Here is an 18,991-nt window from a genome sequence, read left to right as displayed (position 1 = left end):
GATAGGCGGACGCCTTCTCGCTTGGGAACTATGACCGCAAGATTGTTACAACCCATATGCTCGATTTGGAAGAAGTAACTGAATATGGTGGGCATGCGACCCTATATATATAGGAGCCATCGCGAACCTGCTTCTTTGCCATCTGAATATCCACGTGTGTAGCAGCCAGCCAATCGGCCAAGGAGAATCACTGGCGCATTTGGCACGTCGAGAGCCGCCCAAGGCAATGTCTACCGCCCCCAAGCCCACCAGTGACCATCCTCGAGGCAGAGAACGCGTGGTGTTCGCTAGGCCGATGGCTCCACTTGCTGTTACTAGAAGGAAAAGGAGCTTCTGTATGTCGATTGCCCCATGCCGATCGAGAAATTTGAACCGGCTCCTCGCCAGCATTCGCTGACGGCAGCTAAAAATCGAAACGCCTCATTAGGTAACTGCTGCGACCGACGTCGTCGATGGCAATCAATGAACGCGTTGTTGGTCGCTCGATTACAGATCTACATCGGTTGTTAATGTCGAATATGTAGGTGGCCTGCAGTAACTGAGAGGGCTTCCTGTGGGCAAAATCGATTTATGGGCATTGGTAAAGAAAATTTCCGTCGGAGTTGTGGGAGTGTTAGTTCTTTTGACAGCGCTTCACTACCTGTTGGGCTTCTCGATGATCAAATTGGCTCCTGAGCCTAATCAACAGCGAAAGGTAGTTGGGTTTTTCCTTTACGATTATCAGTTCAACGACGACGTTAAAAATATCTGCGAACGCCGCTCGATAGACAGCAAATATGCCAAGCTTGTGGGTGAAGCTTGTTGGCAAGAAGCGACTAAAGATCTTGAGGGCTTGTTCGGCACTTGGATTACGAAGTCGAAGGTTGAGAACAATCCCACTTTCTAAGGAATTAACTCCGTTTTGCAGCTAGAGGATTGATTAGCCGCGTCATGGCGAGGTCAAAGAAAACTAAAGACGAAATAATTGAGAAAGCGCATTGCCCTACTTGCGATCGTGAGCAGAATTGCATGCTCCACGGCCGCGTAGATAAGCCTTGGCGATGGGAGGATCGGGAGGGCCATTCAATGGTCGGCGGAGATGCATACAGCCTCTTCGAATGCCGTGGATGTGAGACCGTCTTCCTAGAGAAAAGCTCCTGGGATGAGAACGATATAGATCAATGGTATGATCACGAAGGAGAAGCTCAAAGCGAGGCGGTCCATACAAAGACGACCCTGCCTCATCCGCCAGCGCGCGCTCGCCCTGACTGGGTGGATAACATCGGAAAGCTCGATCCGACACTGTTTCATATACTGGATGAGACTTACCGATGTTACGACGAAAAGTGCTTCACTTTGGCAGCGATCGGTCTGAGAACCGCCCTAGACAGCTGTGTGACGAGCGTAAAGATTGATCCGGCAAAGTCCTTTCAAGAAAAACTTAAGGAACTTAAGGACCAAGGCTTCATCGGAGAAACGGAGCATCGCATCCTTACAGTCTTAACCGATGCCGGAAACGCCGCGGCTCATCGGGCCTGGTCACCGAGCCAAGAGCAAACCACTCATCTACTCGATGTGCTAGAAAATTTCATTCATCGGGTGTTGGTGAATGGTCAAAAAGCTCTCGACATAAAGGGGGGAATTCCTGCCCCACAAAGAAGGAAGGCGAAAGTGTCTAAAGCTGAATAGTCATGATCGGCACGCCTTAGCCACACTCGCTGTGCTCGAGACCCAAATTGCCAGCCCCATGTTTGCCCGCTATGAGAACGCCCGCGCTGACCAACGCGTCATCACGTCTTAAGCGGAGAGGTGGCTGAGTGGTCGAAAGCACCGCACTCGAAATGCGGCGTGCCTGCGAGGGCACCGTGGGTTCGAATCCCACCCTCTCCGCCATTATGAACCTTCGGCCCTAAGGCTTCCCCCCGCATCTGCTGATTTGTTTCGACCTTAGAGGCGTTGCCGAAATTGGCTAGGGCCACACTCACGGCACGACCTCGCTTGGATTCGTGTCAAGAAGGCGGCTGTCAATCGGCGCGGAATGTTGACCCCTTATCGGCGTGCAATCTTCACCCCCCTGTAGGCGATCAGCGCTTGGCCTGCCCGGCGCTGGCCGGGGTTGCAGAGGGTAGGCCAAGTGCGGGTGTTTAGGCTCTTCGGCTTTAGCTTTGAGATCGGTTTTTGAAGCGCCAGGACTCGTTGCCGGTTTCCACGATCTCGCAATGGTGGGTCAGCCGGTCGAGGAGAGCTGTCGTCATCTTCGCATCGCCAAACACCGACGGCCATTCGCCGAAGGCGAGGTTCGTGGTGACGATGATCGAAGTGCGCTCGTAAAGCCTGCTGATCAAGTGGAACAGGAGCTGACCACCGGCCTGTGCGAACGGCAGATAGCCGAGTTCATCGAGGATGATGAAGTCGAGGCGTGTAAGGTAATCCGCCATCCGACCCTGCTTGCCATTGCGTGTTTCCGTTTCCAGCCGATTGACCAGATCGACGACGTTGAAGAAGCGACCGCGTGTGCTGTTGCGGATGAGCGCACGGGCAATTGCGATAGCCAGATGGCTCTTGCCGGTTCCCGTGCCGCCGACGAGAACGACATTGCGCTGGTCGGCGACGAACGTGCCGGTGGCCAGTTCACGCACCAGGGATTCATTGACGGGCGTATCGGCGAAGTCGAAGTCGTCAATATCTTTTGCCAACGGCAGCTTGGCGATGCTGAGCTGGTAGCGGATCGAGCGTGCCTGCTTCTCGGCGATCTCCGACTGCAGGAGGTCACCGACAATGCGCGGCGGTTCGTGCTGCCGTTTGATGCCATTGCCCATGACCTCATCGTAGGCACTGCGCATTCCGTAGAGCTTCAGCGTGCTCATCAGTTCGAGAACCTGCGTGCGTTCCATCAACTTGCCCTCCTGAGCCTGTCGTAACGGGCGCAGTCGGCGACCGGCTCATGGGTCAGTCGAAGCGCATCCGGGATTTGCAGGGTTGCGGCGGGAGCCTGGTCGCGGCTTCGAGCCAGAATGTTGATGATCACCGAGGCAGAGCAGACGCCGTGATCAAGCGCTTCCTGGCAAGCAGCCTCAACTGCCGTGAGACCATCAGCGGGAACACATCCGAGTATGGTGACCATCTGCCGATCACCGTCATCGACGCTCTTCAACCGTTTGCGCACCTTCTCCATCGCGGCTGGCAAAACCCATTCCCGGAAAGGAGCGCCGTTGCGCAAGGCACCGGGTTTGCGAGCGAGGACGGGGACATAGTGCCAGGGATCGTAGACGGTGTCGCCACGGCCGAAGCTGCGCCGGTGCTCAGCGACCGTCACCCCGTCCTGTTTGATGACAATCCGATCAGCATAAGCGTGGACCTCCACAGGACGGCCGACGGAGGTCGACAGGACGGAGTATTTGCTGTTGTCGAAACGGACAGTGCACGTCTTCGACACCGAGGCCGGAACGCAGTGGAAGCCATCGAATGGGCCAACATAATGCACGAGGCTGCCGCGTTCGGCCTCGAACATCTGCCAGATCGTCTGGGTCGTCTGCTCGGGATGGCTATGGGCCTTGGCATAGGCAACGCATTTGTCGAGCAGCCAGACATTCAGTTCCTCCAGGCTTTTAACCCTGAGGCGTGGTGTGAAGAAGCGCTCACGCACGAGGCCAACCTGGTTCTCGACCTGCCCCTTCTCCCAGCCGGATGCTGGCGTGCAGGCAACGGGATGGACCAGATAGTGGCTGCACATCTGCAGGAAGCGGCGATTGTATTGTCGCTCCTTGCCGACGAACACCGCCTCGACCGCAGTCTTCATGTTATCGTAGATGCCGCGCGTGCAGGTGCCACGGAAGAAGGCGAAGGCCTTGTCATGGGCATCGAACACCATCTCCTGGCTCTCGCGCATATAGGCTCGGGCGAACATCATCCGGCTGTGGCAGAGCCGGACATGCGCCACCTTCACCGTCGTCGTCACGCCCTGGATCAGGACAATCTCATGGCTCCAGTCGAACTGATAGGCCTCGCCCGGTGCATAGTAGAGCGGCACATAAGCCTCAGCCGTCACAACGCCTCGATCTTTCGACCAGCTCTTCGCAAAGCGTCGGATCGCATCGTAGCTGCCGTCGTAACCCAGTGCCCGAAGCTCTTCGTAAATCCGGATCAGCGTCAGCCGTTCCCGAGAAGGCTTACCTTCGTTGGCTGCCAGAAATCGCTCGATCTCGGCCTTCCAAGCTCCAGTCTTCGGCAACGGCTGCCGTTCTCGCTCATAGGAAAAGTCGGTCTCATCGGATCGCAAAATCTTGCGGACCGTGTTGCGGGACACATGCAGCTCCCGGACGATCTTCTTCACCGACCAGCCCTGCACATGGAAGGCTCGACGAACACGCGCAATCGTATCCACTCGCTTCAACTCCCCCTCCATCCGCCTTCAAAAGACAGATGGTCAGACGAAACAGGTGGGGGGTCAAAATTGGACGCCGGTCACCCCGCCAGAGGGGTCAATATTCCACGCCGAAACACAGGCAGACAGCGGTGGAGCCCTGCGACCTGCTGACGGTCCGCAATGGCGTTGCCACCTTTTATCACGTGAAGGTATCGACCCTGTCGGCGCAGCTAAGCCACCTGTTCAATCAGGGCGTTAACGCTGTCGAACTAATGCGGCTAGAACCCCAGGCCGTTGATAAGGTGGAAGCGCTTGTCCGCGGCCTCATGACGGGCGGTGATTTGGACGCGTTGGTAGCCCTCGTACGAGAACGCAAGTACTGCATCGTCTTCGGTATTGTGACTCGTAAGGACCCGACTAGGAACTCTTTGAACCTCCCGCTGTTCTCTCGCATCAGTCTCATGCGGGGGATGAAGGCGCTGCAGCTCATGGATGTGCAGGGAAACATAATCTTCATCACGGATCAGGCTGTTCCTGGTGAAGGGCGCAAGAAAAAACGTAAGAAGAAGGAAGTGCTGGAGCAACCGATCGAGGTACCAGCGTAGCCGGGCAGCGAATATTTCTCAGGAATCTTGATATATGGCATAAGCAACCGGCAAGCCAGATAGCCTCTACAGGTCACTAACTTCTTGAAGGTGGGGCTCGGATCTAGGGGCCAAAGCCGCGCCTCAGTCCTCGCTTCCGATATTTCTGTTTCGCAGAAGCCTTCAGCCGCTGACCGATCTCGGCAAAGTGCGTTCCGGAAGCAGTTGACAAGCCAGGGCAGGAGCCTGTTGGCGCCGTTAGGGCCTGAACGTCGGGATGGTGAGTGACACCGGAAAGGCCAAACGACCGCTTCCCAGCGCGGGTCATACTCCAGCCGCCACTAACCCTCTAACGTCAGACGGCCGAAGGAAGGGCCACCGTAGAATCCTCGTCATCGGCCGTACTCGAAGGTTGGCAGGAAGCCGAGGTCATCATCATCCGGAGACAACGGAGCAGGTTGGACCGCCCTAAGATCGCCGATCTCGATGCCGACAGTGCGGGCAACGATCAAGGACTTTTCAAGCTGGCAGCTCGGCTTACCGGATTCGAGATCGACAATGAATCGCTCTCCTGTGCCGGAACGTGCGGCAAGCTCGGTCTGGGTCCAACCGATGGCCTTGCGCTTCTCGCGGATGGCGGCACCGAAATCCCGTGCTGACCTCAACATTGAGTATCTCCTGAAGTGGCTTACCGTACAGGAAGATTCCTCCAAAATCAATGCGATCCTTACCGTACGGGAAGTCCGGGCCAGTGACGATGAAAATCAACAGAAGCGGGAAGTTCTTCGCCTCTGAGTTTGATCGAGAAACTGGTCCTTGAGATCCGGGTATCGCTCGTGGTACACCTGCGGGTATCGTAATTTCCACAATGCGGGCAGCGGCTTGCGAAAAACGCAGGTTTTCCGGGTATCGCGCGGTTATCTGGCGGAGAGTCCCACCCTCTCCGCCATGACGAACCTAGGCTGCCAGTGTTACAGTCGTTTGAGCAGCTCCGTCTTTTTCGCCGCAAATTCATCGTCTGAAAGTATGCCTTTCGAATGCAGACCAGCCAATCGTTCAATCTTGCTGAAGATATCGTCTGCATCGACGCCAGCCGGCGAGGAGCGAATATCTGGGCTCGGAGCCGCTATCGATGGAATATCGACGCTCAGGCTCTGGCCTGACGGCGTTTCCTGTTCTTCGTTCGGCGCCGGCGTGTTGTCAGCGGACGGTACGATTTCCAGTTCCGATACGCGCACGAGCCCGTGCTGTGAGGTGAAGGTCAATGACTGGTCGCCGCTCTGCTGCTGCGAAAAACCGCCGATGTTATGGTCTTTTGTGTCGTAGACCGTGATCTGCCCGTTTACATCGATGGCCAGGCGGCGGCTTGCCGGGAAGAAGGCATAGCGAAGGTTATTCTGCGCGCCCGTCGATGAGGGCTGGCCGAGATTTTGCGGCCACGAGCCGCTATGCGAACTCGACTGGTAAAAGAAGCTGTTTCCGTCTCCCTGGCTCTGAGATTGATAGGGCCGATCCACCTTCGGGCCGGAGAGTTCCCCAGACCGGATATAGGCGGCGATCTCCGAGCAAAGCATATCCACCCGGTGCTTCAACCCATTGTTGAACATGTCACCGATCATGATCATGCCACCACTCGACCATTGCCCCATGCCGCCAAGCTCGACGTGGTTGAACTGTGCCTGACTGGCATGCCCGGCGATCAAGGCCATCGCAAGATGCTCGACCACACCAGGGCTGAACCCGTGCCGCTGGGACAGGCTTTCGATAATACTCTGTTCCTGGATATCTCTCATCACAAGCTGCACTCGATTGGCCGGGCTTCATCTATTACATTTGCTTGGCCTTGAGGATACCCATGGAGATCGCATCGCGACTATCCGAAGCCGTCGGGGGCATGGCTTTCGTGAGCAACCGCTGGACATTGTCGCGCTTCATGAGCTTTTCGCGGCGGTGGGGGTCGGCAACCGAGCTTGCCTTTTCCTTGTCACGGCAGCCGGAACTCTCTCCGTCTGGTGGTTGACGGAATGTTGATCTGGTGAAATTTTCCGCGCGTATTACAGCTATGGGAGAATGCAGCGGGCGAGGAACCTTTTGAAGGTGCCGGCATTCTTCATTTTCGGCCGGAAGACGAGGCAGATATGCGATCAGTGAGGATGACCGAAGAGCTGTGGCAGCATCTGCTTTCGCTTCGTGAAGGCTCCTTGCGCCCGGTTGCGCTTTCCGCCGATGTCGATGGTTCCGGTCTCTCGCTCTACAGGCCGATCGCAATCCGCGGCGAGCCTCTGGTTCTGGCCCAGGTCGGCCAGTCTCTGGATGGCCGCGTCGCAACGCCGACCGGCGATGCCCAGGATGTGTCGGGTTGCGACGGGATTGCCCATCTGCACCGGTGCCGGGCACTGGTGGATGCAGTGATCGTCGGGGTCGGGACGGTCGTTGCCGACAATCCCAGCCTTTCGGTTCGTGCCGTCAGCGGCAGAAGCCCCGTGCGCGTCGTGGTGGATTGCAATGGCCGCATGCCGGAGCGGGCCAAGATGCTGCATGACGGCGGCACGCCCGTGCTCGTTCTGCAGGCCGACGACACTCCGCGCCGCAACGTCCGGCACACGATCATCCGGCTGCCGCGCCAGGCGGATGGGGGACTCGCGCCGCGGGATATTATCGAGGCGCTCGCCGAACGCGGCCTCACCACGGTGCTCGTCGAAGGAGGCGCAACCACCATTTCCCGCTTTGTCGATGCCCAGATGATCGACCGGCTGCATATCTCGGTCGCGCCGATCATCATCGGTTCGGGTCCCGCCGGCATCCGCCTTTCGCCGATCGACCGCTTGTCGGAAGCCCACCGCCCGGAGGTTCACGTCTACAATATCGGCACGGATATCGTATTCGACTGCAACTTCCGCCTGGAAGCGCAGCAGGCGACCGTCTCAGCGGATTGCGAGGATGTCCTGATGGCCCACCTGGCATAGGCTGCCTTCGCGATCGACCATTTTCCGCCGGAAATCGGCCCAGTCGCGGATTTCGCTCTCGTCGAGCTGGCCGTATTCATAAACCGCGCGCACCACTCCGTCGAGGAACAGACGCTGCAGCTCGCGATGGTCTGCAGCCATCGTCCATGGGCTTTCGGCGATCCTCACCGTATAGCCGCTCTCCCCGAGGCAATCGGCCAGCCTCTCCCACGCCCGCGGCCCCAGCGACAATCCGAAACCCTTGTCGCTCAACTGGTGGGCGTTGAAGCTCGCAAGCACGGCCTCGTCCAGCGGATGCGGTTTCGACCAGCGCATCCGGCCGTCATAGTTGAGCGCCGCGTAGAGGCTGGCGCCCCTCTGCGCGACATGGGCGACGAAACGGCGAATGAATTGCCCAGAACAGAGATCGAAGAGCGCAGATGCGGTCACGAGGCTGACTTCGGCGAGTGGCAGCGCTCCGATGTCGTTGAGATCCCCGTGGATGAGGTCGACAGCATCGCCATGCAAGCGGCGGGCTTCGTCCAGCAGCCGGCGGTCGTGGTCGAAAAGCCGAAAGTGAGCCGGCTTTCCAAGTCTTGGAGAGAGCGCGCGGAAGGTCGATCCGGTGCCGCAGCCGATATCGAGGATGGTTGGGGCCGAGGCGCTTTCGAGGGATTGTACAGCCGCTGCCAGCAGGTCCGCGTCCCGTGCGAGAACATCCACGGGCTCGCGCAGCGCCAGCCAGTCCCTGTCGAAGCCGCTCATAGAACCGTTTCCAGAAAACCGGAGATGGTTACGGCAGTGTCCCGCCAGGAGGGAAGCCCGGCACCGGCGATCGCTGCGGCGTCGGCCATGGAAATGTGGGTTTCGGGCTCCACCAGCAGCCGTCGCAGAGCGGCGGCAAAGGCGTCCGGGTCGTCCGGCGGCACGAGAAAGCCGGCGCTTTCGGGCACGACGTCCGGCACGGCTCCCGCCACGCAGCCGACGATCGGCAGCCCTTGGGCGAGCGCCTCGGCAAACACCATGCCGTAACCTTCATAACGGCTCGCCAGCGCAAAGATGTCGGCCTTGGCGAATTCGGAGCGGGTATCATCGATCTGGCCGGCGAGTTCGATGCGGTTGCCGAGCCCGGATTGGGAGACCTGGCGTTCGAGCTCTGCTGCGATGTCGGGATCGAGTATCTTGCTGCCGACGATGCGGCAGGTCCATGGCAGATCGCGCAGCTTTTCGAGCGAAGAAATCAGTATGTCGTGGCCTTTGCGGTGGGTCAGCGTGCCGACGCTGAGGATCAGAGGCGGATCGCCGCCACCGACAGCCAGCGGCGCCGGATCCATGCCCGGGATGGCGACCGTGATCTTTTCCGCAGGGACGGCGTAATTCGCGGCCAGTTCGGCAGCGGTAGCATGCGATGTGACGACAACACCGCGGGTGTGCGCCAGAGCCGCCTTCTCCCGGGCGGCCGCGATTTCCTGTTGCTTGCTGTCGAGCCCCGTCTCCAGTGCCAGCGGGTGATGCACGAGCGCCATGATCTTCAGGCGTTTCGCTTCGCGCCCGGCCCATTCGTCCATCACGCCGAAGGCCAGTCCGTCGATCAGTACGAGACTGTCGTCGGTGAGGCCGGAGAGCCTCTCTTCGGCATCGTCGAGCTGCTTTGCGTCCGGGTTCGGAAAACCGTCGCCGAGGGAGATCAGTTCGACATTCCAGCCGAGATCACACAGGGCCGCGACGACACGGCGATCGTAGCCGTAACCGCCCGTGCGGGTTTCCAGCTCGCCCGGATAGGCGAAGACGAGATCGCGGCTCACAGCTCGGCCTCGAACCAGCCGCGGGCGGTGTGCGATTCGTGCAGCATGACCCGCAGTTTGCGGATGCGGCTACCACCCTCGCCGAGCCGGCCGTTCCGGATGGCATCGGCGATGCGGTCGAAGATGTGCCTGGCGAGGAATTCCGTCGTCGTCACCTTGCCGGCGAAAATCTCCAGCGTGTCGAGGTTCTGATAGTTGAGCGGCGCCAGCACGTCCTTCAGAACGTCGGTCGCAAGGCCGATATCCACCGCAAGGCCGTTCTCGTCCAGATCGCTGGTGAAGAAGGCGGCGTCGACCACGAAGGTTGCCCCATGCATGCCTTGGGCGGGGCCGAAAACCGGGCGGGCAAGACTATGCGCGATCATGATGTGATCGCGGACTTCGACGGCGAACATGCGGGAATTCCTTCAATACTTGATGCGATGACAGAGCGTGGCGGCCGAACCGATAATCTCGGCATAATCGGCAGCGATGGTCTCGAACGGCGTTTCGCCCGAAATCAGGTGGTCGAGCCGGTCGTCGGCGAGAAGCTGGAGCGCCTTGCCCATGCGTCGCCTGTTGTCCCAGCGGGCGCGCCGTCCGGGCGGCAGGCAGGCCACCTGCGAGCTGACGATGGAAAGCCGCTTGGCATGGAAAGCGCCGCCGAGGGGGATCTCCACGTGTTTTTCGCCATACCAGCTGGCCTCGACGATGCGCGCCTCGATACCGGCGTGATCGAGCGCCGTCGCCAGGGCGTCCGCCGAGGCGGAGGCATTGATCAGCACGTCGCAATCATGGGGCACATGACCGGCAGATGAAAAACGGAGGCCAAGAGCCTCGGCAGGTCCGGCGCGCTCCGGTTCGATATCGGAAATCACCACTTCGGTGCCGATGATCCGCGAGGCAAGGTAGGCGACCAGAAGCCCGATCACGCCGGCCCCGAACACCGCTACCCGGTCGCCTGGCTGAATGCCTGCATCCCAGGTGATGTTGAGCGCGGTCTCCATATTGGCGGCCAGCACGGCGCGCTGTGGGGACAAGCCATCGACCAGCGGGTGGGCGGCGGAAACCGGCATGCGAAAACGGTCCTGATGGGGATGCAGGCAGAAGACCGTTTTGCCGACGAGATGCTCAGGCCCTTCTTCGACCACGCCGACGGCGGCATAACCGTATTTCACCGGGAAGGGGAATTGGCCGGCCTGGTGCGGAGCACGCATGCGCTCGTATTCGCTTTCCGGCACCTGTCCGGCAAAAACGAGCGACTCGGTACCCCGGCTGATGCCGCTATAGAGCGTTCGGACGACAACCTCGCCCTCGCAGGCCGCCGGCAGCTGCTCCTGGCGAAGCGCGCAACGGCCCGTCTCCTCGATCCAGAGGGCTCGTCCCTCCTTCTGCACCGCCGCACCCAGGGCTGTCTCACGCCTTGTCACGCCTCACACCTTTCACGCCATAACAATCCAGACCTAGAGGCTTCGACGATGACGGCAAGGGAGCCGTCCGGCGAGAGGGCGATATGGCCATCACGTTTATTTGACGGCGGTTTCGCCGATCCGGCCTTTGCTGCCCACCGTATTCTTCTCCATGTAGTGCCTGTGAGGAGAGCGTCATGAATATTTCATATCATCCCTTGGACGAGGAAGGCACGTCCGATGGCTGACTGGATGAATGCCGGGCCGCTGGATCGCCAGGCGGCACGCAGGGCTCACCGGTTGCTCTCCCTAGATGCCTATGCCGTCACCATGACCGTCGCGGCCGCGCTGGTTGCGGCCATGCATTTCCTCGGCGACTGGCTCGGCATCGATACGGCCGCGGCCTGCTGCGCCTTCATCATCTATGCGGCGATTTCCGCCGTAGCGCTCGGCAATCTGCGCGCGCATGGGCATGGCCGTTTCGGTGCGGCCAATATCGTCACGACAATCCGTGCCGCGCTTACGTCGGTTTTAGGCGGGATGGTGCTGGCGTCGCCGCAATTCGGCGTGAGCTTCGACCAGGGCGCCTTGTGGATGCTCGGCTTCGCAGTCGCTTTCGCGCTTGTCCTGGATGGTGTCGACGGCTTCGTCGCACGGCAGGCGGGGACGTCTTCCCGGTTCGGCGCGCGATTCGACATGGAGATCGACGCGCTGCTGATCCTCTTCCTGTCGCTCGCGGCCGTGTGGCTCGGCAAGGCGGGACTTTGGGTCCTGCTGATCGGCCTGATGCGCTATGCCTATGTCGGGGCGCAGGCGGTCTTTCCGGCGCTGAGGGGCGAACTGCCTCATTCGATGCGCCGCAAGGCGATCTGCGTCGTTCAGGGCGTGGCGCTCTGTCTGATGTTGTTCCCGATCGTTGCCTCGCCGGTCTCCACCCTGCTTGCGGCTGCGGCCCTCGCCTCGCTCACCTATTCCTTTGCCGTCGATGTGATCTTCCTGGTGAGTGCGAGCAGGAGCCATCATGCCGCGGCCTGATTTTTCCGCTTCCCTGGGCCTCACGCGCTCGCTGCTGATCTATTACGGCCAGCCCTGGCGGCGGTCTTCACTAAAGCGGTTTTATGCGGACCTCGTACGCAAAGGCGATCTCGTATTCGATATCGGTGCGCATGCCGGCAGTCGCAGCCGGACGCTTCTGTCGCTCGGCGCCAGGATCGTCGCGCTGGAACCGCAGCCGTTGTTTGCCGATTTCATTGCCAGATCCTTCGCCGGCGAAGAGTTGACGCTGCTGCGCAAGGCGGTCGGCAAGGAGCCCGGCAGCGTCGATCTGCATATTTCCAGCCGCCACCCGACCGTGACCAGCATCTCCTCGTCCTGGATCTCGAAAGTCGAGAAGACCTCCGGTTTTCGCAACGTCACCTGGGATAGGATCGAGCGGGTGGAGATGACGACGCTCGATGCGCTGATCGAAGAATACGGATTGCCGGCCTTCTGCAAGATCGACGTGGAGGGTGCCGAGGCGGATATCATCGCCGGCCTGCATCATCAGATCCCGCTGATTGCCTTCGAATACATCCCGGCGACGATGGAAATCGCCGAGGAGGCGATCAGCCATCTGCGCAAACTCGGTCCCTATCGCTTCAACCGGGTCGAGGGCGAGCGGCATCGTTTCGTCCATGACGAATGGACAACCGCCGATACGATGCTGGCCGAGATTGCGGGCCTTGCCGATCAGGCTTCCTCCGGCGACATCTACGCTCGGCTGGAGGTTTGACGGTTCAGCGGTTCCTTCTGCTGAAAAGCGCCGCCAAGATGAACACCAGGCCGGGTGCTGCGCCGACAAGCGCCAGAATGCCGTAAAGGATGCTGGCGGCGACGCCGTCGGACGCGGCATAACCGAAGAGCGGCCACAGGGTTGCTGCCGCCGCCTCCCTGGCGCCCCAGCCGGCAATCGTGGCGGGGATCAGCATCATCAGCAGACAGAGCGGAATCGCGGTGACAGCTGCGAGTGCCGGTAAGGGTGCGCCGACAGCTGCCGAGGCGAGCATGAACATCGCGATATAGCTTGTGACGATGACGAGGCTGAACAGCGTCTGCACGATCCAGGCCCGGTCCCGCAGGAAGACCTGCGCCAGTGCTGTCTTCAGCGCTGCAAGCAGAGGCTGAATGCGCCGCGGGGGCAGGCGGAGCAGCAGCAGGAACACGATGGCGAGGCCGGCGGCGAAAAGCGCGAAACCGGAGAGAAGATGGCGCAGGTTTTCGGGGATCGCCGCCCCGCCCAGAAGCGGCCAGAGCATGACGCCGAAGGTCGCAATGACGAAAAATACCCCCTGCCCGGCGACCCGCTCGAATAGCACAGCCTGCACCGGTACCTTCCAGCCACCATCACCGTTAGCCCGGTTGCGGACGGCGCGAACGGCATCGCCTGCCACTCCGCCCGGCAGAAGCTGGTTGAGCAGCGTTCCGAGATAATAGTCGCCTATCGCCTTCCCGACATCCAGGTGCTGGCCAAGCCTGGCTGCCGTGAACCGCCAGCGGAGCGCCGAGAGTACGATCTGTACCTGCACGAGGATGAGGCCGGCGCTTATGTAGGTCGGATCGGCCGATGCCAGGCTTGCAGCAATCCGTTGCGGATCGAAGCGTAGGATCACGGCAATGAGAAGTGCGAAGGCCGCAGATAAGCCTATAAGCTTCAGAAAACGCATAGGCCGAAGGTTTTGCAGGAACAGCGCATGAACGAATTTCGGCCTTTTCGCCAGAGTGACGCCGCCAGAATAGGGCATATCGCGCAGCGTAAGGCAAATGGATCGGCATTTCCGAGGATCACGATTGCGCTGGCGATCGTTGCGGCCATCCTCGCCGTTCCTTCCCATTTCACCGATGTTTCCGAGCTCAGATTTCCGCTGGAGGTGGCGGGGGTTACGTTGCTGGCTTCGGTGCTGGCCAGTCCAGCCTTTCCCTTTTTGCGGTGGGCCGTCACCTTGCTGCTGGCGGCAATGCTGTTCCTGAAACTCGCGGACATCGGCACCGGCACCGCTTTCCAGCGGCCGTTCAATCCCTATCTCGACCTCAAGATCCTCACCGACGGCTGGAACCTCCTGAGCGGGGCGGTCGGCGTCACGGAGGCGGTGGGGATCATCTGCGCAGGTCTTCTGGCCTGGCTGATTGTCGCGGCCGTTCTTTATTGGTCGCTCGGCGGTTTCCGGGGACTTTCGCGCGGAGCCCGGCGCATGTCCGTTCGCGTCAGCGGTGCGGTCCTGTTGATCGGATTGGCGGCGCTTGCGGTTCAGGACCCCGATCGCCGCAACCTTGGCGTCGAGGCGCATGCCGTCTCCTATTTCGTCAACCGCGTCACCATGGTGAAGCGGTCGATTGCCGATCTCGCCCGGTTCGAGGAGGAGCTGAAGCAGGATCCGGTTTCCGCCGGGCCGCATTTCTCGGCGCTTGCCGGCACGGATGTCGTGCTGGTCTTCGTCGAATCCTATGGCCGCAGCGCGATCGAGGATCCGCGTTATGCGGCGCGCATCGGCAGCCGGTTGACCTCGGTGGAGAAAGAGATCGGGGCCGCGGGGCTGCAGGCGCGCAGCGGCTGGCTGACTTCGCCGACGGTCGGCGGCATCAGCTGGCTGGCGCATGGCACGCTGCTCTCCGGCCTCTGGGTCGACAATCAGGGCCGTTACGACCGGATGATCACCAGCGAGCGGACGAGCGTCAACAACCTCTTCCGTTCCTCCGGCTGGCGCACCACGGCGGTCATGCCGGCGATCACGCTCGACTGGCCGGAAGCCGGTTATTTCGGTTATGACAGTATCCATGCCGCCGCGGGGCTCGGTTATCGCGGAAAACCCTTCAATTGGGTGACGATGCCGGATCAGTTCACGCTCGAGGCGTTCGAGAGACTGGAGCGTCCGGTGGGACACAAACCGGTCATGGCGGAAATGGCCCTGATCTCCAGCCACGCCCCCTGGACGCCCCTCCCGTCGCTGATCCCCTGGGATAAGGTCGGCGACGGTGCCGCCTTCAACGCGCAGGCGGAAAGCGGCGACCCGCCCTCAGTCGTCTGGGCCGATCCCAACCGCGTCCAGGCGCAATACCTCACCTCGATCGACTACACGCTCGAGACGCTCGGCTCCTACATGGCGCGTTACGGCAAGAACACGCTGTTCATCCTGCTCGGCGATCACCAGCCGGCGTCGATCGTTACCGGCGAAGGGGCCTCGCGCGACGTGCCGATGCATATCGTCAGCGGCAACCCGGATATCCTGAAACGCCTCGATGGCTGGAACTGGCAGAAGGGCATGATCCCGCTGCCATCCACGCCGGTCTATCGCATGGACGAATTCCGCCGGAAGCTGGTCGAGAGCTTCGATTGATCGACCGCGCCCGGCCGAATTATCCCATCAGGAATGGGTGCCGAGATAACTTTCCATCAGCGCCGGATTGACCGCCATTTCGCTTGCCGGGCCGGAAAGGCGGACTTCGCCCAGTTCGATCAGGTAACCTTCATCGGCGATTTCGAGCGCGGCGCGGGCATTCTGCTCGACGAGCAGGATCGATACGCCGGTCTTTCGCAGTTCCGATACGATGTTGAGGATGTCGATGACGATCTTCGGAGCGAGGCCGAGGCTCGGTTCGTCGAGCAGCAGCAGGCGCGGCCGGCTCATCAGGGCGCGGGCGAGTGCCAGCATCTGCCGCTCGCCGCCGGAAAGCGTGCCGGCCAGCTGCTTGCGGCGTTCGGCCAGGCGCGGGAAACGCGCGTAGACGTCCTCGCGCGTCTCGGCGCGCTCGGCGGCGCTGCGCAGGAAGCCGCCGAGTTCGACATTGTCCTCGACCGACATGGTGGCGAACAGTTCGCGTTTTTCGGGCACGAGGCAGAGGCCGCCGGCAACGCGGCCTTCGACCGAGCGCGGCACGGGCGCGCCGTCGTAGACGATCGTGCCGGAGGAGGGGACGATGCCCATGATGGCGTTGAGCAGCGTCGATTTGCCGGCGCCGTTTGCGCCGATCACGGTGACGATGCTGCCCGGCTTCATGCTCATCGATATGCCGTGCAGCACCTCGGCGCGGCCGTAGGAGACGTGAAGGTCGGAGAGTTCGAGCAGGTTTCCGCTCATGCGACACCTCCCAGATAGGCGGCGACGACCGCCGGATGTTTGCGCACGTCCGCCGGCTTGCCCTCGGCGATCAGGGTGCCGAAATCGAGCACCACGAGATGGTCGACGAGGCCCATGACGAAGCCCATGTCGTGCTCGACGAGGAGCACACTGACGCCCTCCTCGCGCAGCTTCTTCAAGAGGTTGGCGAGCTCCTGTTTTTCACCGTGGCGCAGGCCGGCCGCGGGTTCGTCGAGCAGCAGTACGGCCGGGTCGGCGGACAGGGCGCGGGCGATCTCCAGGATGCGGATCTGGCCGAGCGCCAGATCGCCGGCCGGCCGATCACGATAGGCGCCAAGCCCGACGCGCTCGAGCTGGACGGCTGCTTCGGCGAGCAGCGTCGCCTCCTGCCTGCGCTCCAGCCGCAGAAAGCTCCTGAAGACACCGGCCGAGCCGCGCAGATGCGCGCCCAGCGCGACATTTTCCAATACGGACATGTCGGGCAGGATCTTTGCGTGCTGGAAGGTGCGGGCGATGCCATGTTTGGCGACTTCGCGCGGGCTATCGCCGGTCATCGGCTGGCCCTCGTAGAAAACCGATCCGCTGGTCAATGAAGCAAGGCCGGTGATGAGGTTGAAGGTCGTGCTCTTGCCGGCGCCGTTCGGCCCGATCAGGCCGACGACCTGGCCGGCGCGCACTTCGAAACTGACATCGTTGACCGCCACCAGGCCACCGAAGGCTTTTCGCGCCTTTTGCACCTTGATCAGCGACGATCCGGCCGGCGCGAGCGTTCGCTTGGCAAGCCTGTCGTCGGACGCCGGGAGAGACCGCGCGGGCCGCTTCGGCAGGAGTTTCAAGACGAATGGCCAGAGACCGTCCCGGGCGAGCTGCAGGATCACCACCAGCAGGATGCCGAAAACGACCATTTCCAGATTGGCGGTCGTGCCGATCAGGTCCGGCAGGAAACGCTGCAGCACGTCCTTCATGATCAGCACGATGCTGGCACCGAAGATTGCCCCCCAGACATGGCCGGAACCGCCGACCACGGCCATCAGCAGATATTCAATGCCCATGCTGAGCCCGAACGGCGTCGGGTTCACCGAGCGCTGCATATGGGCGTAGAGCCAGCCGGAAAGGGCCGCGACCACGCCGGCGAACACGAAAACGGTGAGCTTGGCGCGGACGATGTTGACGCCGAAGGCTTCCGCCGCCTGGCCGCCGCCACGCAATGCCCGGATGCCACGGCCGATCCGCGAGTCGAGCAGGTTTTTCGCGCCGATCGCGACCGCAATCACGAAAAACCAGATGAGGTAGTAGATCGACCCGTCGCTCATGAAGCGATAGCCGGCGAATTCAATCGGCGGGATGCCGGAAATGCCGTCGTAGCGGCCGAGGAGGTCGATTTTGCCGAACAGATAATAAAGCGCCAGGCCCCAGGCGATGGTGCCGAGCGGCAGGAAGTGGCCGGAAAGGCGCACGGTGATGAGGCCGAGCGGCAGGGCGGTCGCCGCGCCGACGATCAGCGACAACGGAAGGGTCAGCCAGGGCGACAAGCCGTAGTTCGTGCTCAGCACGGCCGTCGTATAGGCGCCGAAACCACAGAAGGCGGCCTGGCCGAACGAGGTGAGGCCGCCGACGCCGGTCAGCAGCACGAGGCCGATCGTCACCAGCGAGGCGAGGCCGATATTGTTGAGGATCGTCAGCCAGAAGGGCGGCACCGGCAGGAGAGGAATGATCGCCAGGAAAACGATGCCGGCGAGGCCGGGAAGCAAACGCTCGATCCTCATCGCTCACTCCTCCTCGTGGAAGCCGCCGCTCAGCGACAGCCAGATCAGAACGGGAATGATGAGACCGAAGACGATGACCTCCTTGTAGCTGCTGGCGAAGAAAGAAGAGAAAGCTTCGACCAGGCCAACGCCGATTGCGGCGATGGCGGTGATCGGAAAGCTCGCCAGCCCGCCGATGATCGCCGCCACGAAGCCCTTGAGGCCGATCAGGAAGCCGGTGTCGTAATAGATCGTGGTGATGGGGCCGATCAACACCCCGGAAACTGCCCCGATGGCGGCTGCCAGCGTGAAGGCGGTGACGCCGGTCAGATGGGTGCGGACGCCGACCAGCCGCGCGCCGAGCCGGTTGACGGCGGTCGCACGCAGCGCCTTGCCGAGCAGGGTTCGCTCGAAGAACATGTAGAGGCCGATGATGATCGCGATCGTCGCGCCGTAGATGCAGAGGCTCTGGGCGCTCACCATCAAGGCTCCGATCGTGTAGTTGTCGTCGGCGAGCGGCTCGGCGCGCAGACCCTCGGCGCCGAAGAAGACGAGGCCAAGCCCCATCATGGCGAGATGCACGCCAACCGAGGCAATCAGCAGGACAAGCACGGACGCATCGGCAAGCGGTCGGTATGCGATCCGGTAGACGTAGACGCCCATGGGCGTGATGATCAGAATGGTGAGCAGGGCTTTCGCGACAGACGGAAGATCGAGCGGCGCAAGCACGATGGTGATGCCGTAGATCACGCCGGGGAGCACCAGGTTGAGCGCGAGGCTGCGCAGAAAGGTGCGGATATCGGTGCCGCGACGCATGCTCCAGAGGTCGAACAGGAAAGCAATCGCCCCGAAACAGACGAGAAGCGAGGTGGTGGCGGGCACCTTCCCGCCGTCGAGAAGAGCCAGCGTCAGCGCGCCATAGGCGACAAATTCGCCCTGGGGAATAAAGATCACCCGCGTGACCGAAAAGAGCAGGACCAGCGCCAGACCGAGGAGCGCATAGATCGCGCCATTGGTGACACCATCCTGGATCAGGAAGGTCGCAATCATCGCGTCCAAGGAATTTCC

Annotated in this window: 18 protein-coding genes, 1 tRNA gene and 1 pseudogene; 8 read left to right on the top strand and 12 right to left on the bottom strand. The window is 61.3% G+C overall.

Features of this window, described 5'->3' with window-relative positions; translation table 11 throughout:
• Positions 1-553: 553 nt before the first annotated feature.
• The 3 genes from ACSQ3G_RS19715 to ACSQ3G_RS19705 all read left to right on the top strand — a co-directional run bounded on the left by ACSQ3G_RS19715 (position 554) and on the right by ACSQ3G_RS19705 (position 1,872).
• The gene (locus tag ACSQ3G_RS19715; protein WP_436111239.1) at positions 554-886 is read left to right on the top strand and encodes a hypothetical protein; all 333 of its coding nucleotides are present in this window, start codon (positions 554-556) and stop codon (positions 884-886) included.
• A 179-nt stretch (positions 887-1,065) separates the two neighbouring features.
• Entirely contained in the window at positions 1,066-1,668 is a 603-nt protein-coding gene (locus tag ACSQ3G_RS19710; protein ID WP_436111238.1) for a DUF4145 domain-containing protein, read from the top strand.
• Positions 1,669-1,782: 114 nt separating this feature from the next.
• Positions 1,783-1,872: transfer RNA gene (locus ACSQ3G_RS19705), tRNA-Ser, on the top strand.
• A gap of 266 nt (positions 1,873-2,138) precedes the next feature.
• Here ACSQ3G_RS19705 and istB read toward each other — a convergent pair.
• Positions 2,139-2,873 carry an IS21-like element helper ATPase IstB gene (gene istB, locus ACSQ3G_RS19700; RefSeq protein WP_142843351.1) on the bottom strand — a complete coding sequence of 245 codons (735 nt, stop codon included), beginning with the start codon at positions 2,871-2,873 and terminating at the stop codon, positions 2,139-2,141.
• A pseudogene (istA, locus tag ACSQ3G_RS19695) lies at positions 2,803-4,372 on the bottom strand (IS21 family transposase). The gene istB and the pseudogene istA overlap by 71 nt, the downstream one beginning before the upstream one ends.
• Before the next feature lie 29 nt (positions 4,373-4,401).
• Between istA and ACSQ3G_RS19690 the strand changes: the two are divergent.
• Positions 4,402-4,950: a DUF6119 family protein gene (locus ACSQ3G_RS19690; RefSeq protein ID WP_436111237.1), complete on the top strand. Its 549-nt coding sequence runs from the start codon at positions 4,402-4,404 to the stop codon at positions 4,948-4,950.
• A 371-nt stretch (positions 4,951-5,321) separates the two neighbouring features.
• On the opposite strand, the gene ACSQ3G_RS19685 is transcribed toward ACSQ3G_RS19690, so the two are convergent.
• Complete coding sequence (locus ACSQ3G_RS19685) at positions 5,322-5,597, bottom strand: helix-turn-helix transcriptional regulator (protein WP_046636760.1); 276 nt, start codon at positions 5,595-5,597, stop codon at positions 5,322-5,324.
• A 303-nt stretch (positions 5,598-5,900) separates the two neighbouring features.
• The gene (locus ACSQ3G_RS19680; protein ID WP_436111236.1) at positions 5,901-6,722 is read right to left on the bottom strand and encodes an SHOCT domain-containing protein; all 822 of its coding nucleotides are present in this window, start codon (positions 6,720-6,722) and stop codon (positions 5,901-5,903) included.
• Between the two features lie 345 nt (positions 6,723-7,067).
• Here ACSQ3G_RS19680 and ACSQ3G_RS19675 point away from each other — a divergent pair, with 345 nt between their 5' ends.
• On the top strand, positions 7,068-7,895 hold the full coding sequence (locus ACSQ3G_RS19675; RefSeq protein WP_436111235.1) for a RibD family protein: 828 nt from the start codon (positions 7,068-7,070) through the stop codon (positions 7,893-7,895).
• Here the strand turns inward: ACSQ3G_RS19675 and ACSQ3G_RS19670 are convergent.
• From ACSQ3G_RS19670 to ACSQ3G_RS19655, 4 genes are read right to left on the bottom strand one after another with little or no spacing between them, the layout of a single operon-like run.
• Positions 7,854-8,639, bottom strand: a complete 786-nt coding sequence (locus tag ACSQ3G_RS19670) for a class I SAM-dependent methyltransferase (RefSeq protein WP_436111234.1) — start codon at positions 8,637-8,639, stop codon at positions 7,854-7,856. The two genes, ACSQ3G_RS19675 and ACSQ3G_RS19670, sit on opposite strands and share 42 nt — an antisense overlap.
• Positions 8,636-9,679 carry a glycosyltransferase family 4 protein gene (locus tag ACSQ3G_RS19665; protein ID WP_436111233.1) on the bottom strand — a complete coding sequence of 348 codons (1,044 nt, stop codon included), beginning with the start codon at positions 9,677-9,679 and terminating at the stop codon, positions 8,636-8,638. The genes ACSQ3G_RS19670 and ACSQ3G_RS19665 overlap by 4 nt, the downstream gene beginning before the upstream one ends.
• On the bottom strand, positions 9,676-10,074 hold the full coding sequence (locus ACSQ3G_RS19660; RefSeq protein ID WP_436111232.1) for a 6-pyruvoyl trahydropterin synthase family protein: 399 nt from the start codon (positions 10,072-10,074) through the stop codon (positions 9,676-9,678). Before ACSQ3G_RS19660 ends, ACSQ3G_RS19665 begins: the two co-directional genes overlap by 4 nt.
• Before the next feature lie 12 nt (positions 10,075-10,086).
• Complete coding sequence (locus ACSQ3G_RS19655; RefSeq protein WP_436111231.1) at positions 10,087-11,088, bottom strand: zinc-dependent alcohol dehydrogenase; 1,002 nt, start codon at positions 11,086-11,088, stop codon at positions 10,087-10,089.
• A 219-nt stretch (positions 11,089-11,307) separates the two neighbouring features.
• Between ACSQ3G_RS19655 and ACSQ3G_RS19650 the strand changes: the two genes are divergently transcribed.
• Positions 11,308-12,102: a CDP-alcohol phosphatidyltransferase family protein gene (locus tag ACSQ3G_RS19650; RefSeq protein ID WP_436111230.1), complete on the top strand. Its 795-nt coding sequence runs from the start codon at positions 11,308-11,310 to the stop codon at positions 12,100-12,102.
• Entirely contained in the window at positions 12,089-12,838 is a 750-nt protein-coding gene (locus tag ACSQ3G_RS19645) for an FkbM family methyltransferase (RefSeq protein WP_436111229.1), read from the top strand. Before ACSQ3G_RS19650 ends, ACSQ3G_RS19645 begins: the two co-directional genes overlap by 14 nt.
• A 4-nt stretch (positions 12,839-12,842) precedes the next feature.
• On the opposite strand, the gene ACSQ3G_RS19640 is transcribed toward ACSQ3G_RS19645, so the two are convergent.
• Positions 12,843-13,769, bottom strand: a complete 927-nt coding sequence (locus ACSQ3G_RS19640) for a lysylphosphatidylglycerol synthase transmembrane domain-containing protein (RefSeq protein ID WP_436111228.1) — start codon at positions 13,767-13,769, stop codon at positions 12,843-12,845.
• Positions 13,770-13,796: 27 nt separating this feature from the next.
• Here ACSQ3G_RS19640 and ACSQ3G_RS19635 point away from each other — a divergent pair, with 27 nt between their 5' ends.
• On the top strand, positions 13,797-15,437 hold the full coding sequence (locus ACSQ3G_RS19635; protein WP_436111227.1) for a sulfatase-like hydrolase/transferase: 1,641 nt from the start codon (positions 13,797-13,799) through the stop codon (positions 15,435-15,437).
• Positions 15,438-15,464: 27 nt separating this feature from the next.
• Here ACSQ3G_RS19635 and ACSQ3G_RS19630 read toward each other — a convergent pair whose 3' ends face one another.
• Genes ACSQ3G_RS19630 through ACSQ3G_RS19620 form a run of 3 tightly spaced genes read right to left on the bottom strand, consistent with a single transcriptional unit; the run spans position 15,465 to position 18,982 of the window.
• Positions 15,465-16,178, bottom strand: coding sequence for an ABC transporter ATP-binding protein (locus ACSQ3G_RS19630; protein WP_436111226.1), 714 nt, complete (start codon positions 16,176-16,178; stop codon positions 15,465-15,467).
• Positions 16,175-17,944 (bottom strand): branched-chain amino acid ABC transporter ATP-binding protein/permease, encoded by a 1,770-nt coding sequence (locus ACSQ3G_RS19625; protein WP_436111225.1) that lies wholly within the window; start codon positions 17,942-17,944, stop codon positions 16,175-16,177. The genes ACSQ3G_RS19630 and ACSQ3G_RS19625 overlap by 4 nt, the downstream gene beginning before the upstream one ends.
• 3 nt (positions 17,945-17,947) lie before the next feature.
• Positions 17,948-18,982, bottom strand: a complete 1,035-nt coding sequence (locus tag ACSQ3G_RS19620) for a branched-chain amino acid ABC transporter permease (RefSeq protein ID WP_436111224.1) — start codon at positions 18,980-18,982, stop codon at positions 17,948-17,950.
• Between the last annotated feature and the right edge of the window lie 9 nt (positions 18,983-18,991).

The sequence above is a fragment of the Neorhizobium tomejilense genome, from assembly GCF_964254135.1.
Classification (GTDB): domain Bacteria; phylum Pseudomonadota; class Alphaproteobacteria; order Rhizobiales; family Rhizobiaceae; genus Neorhizobium; species Neorhizobium tomejilense.
Note: the sequence above shows the minus strand (reverse complement) of the source record. Positions and strands in the feature narration are given on the sequence as shown.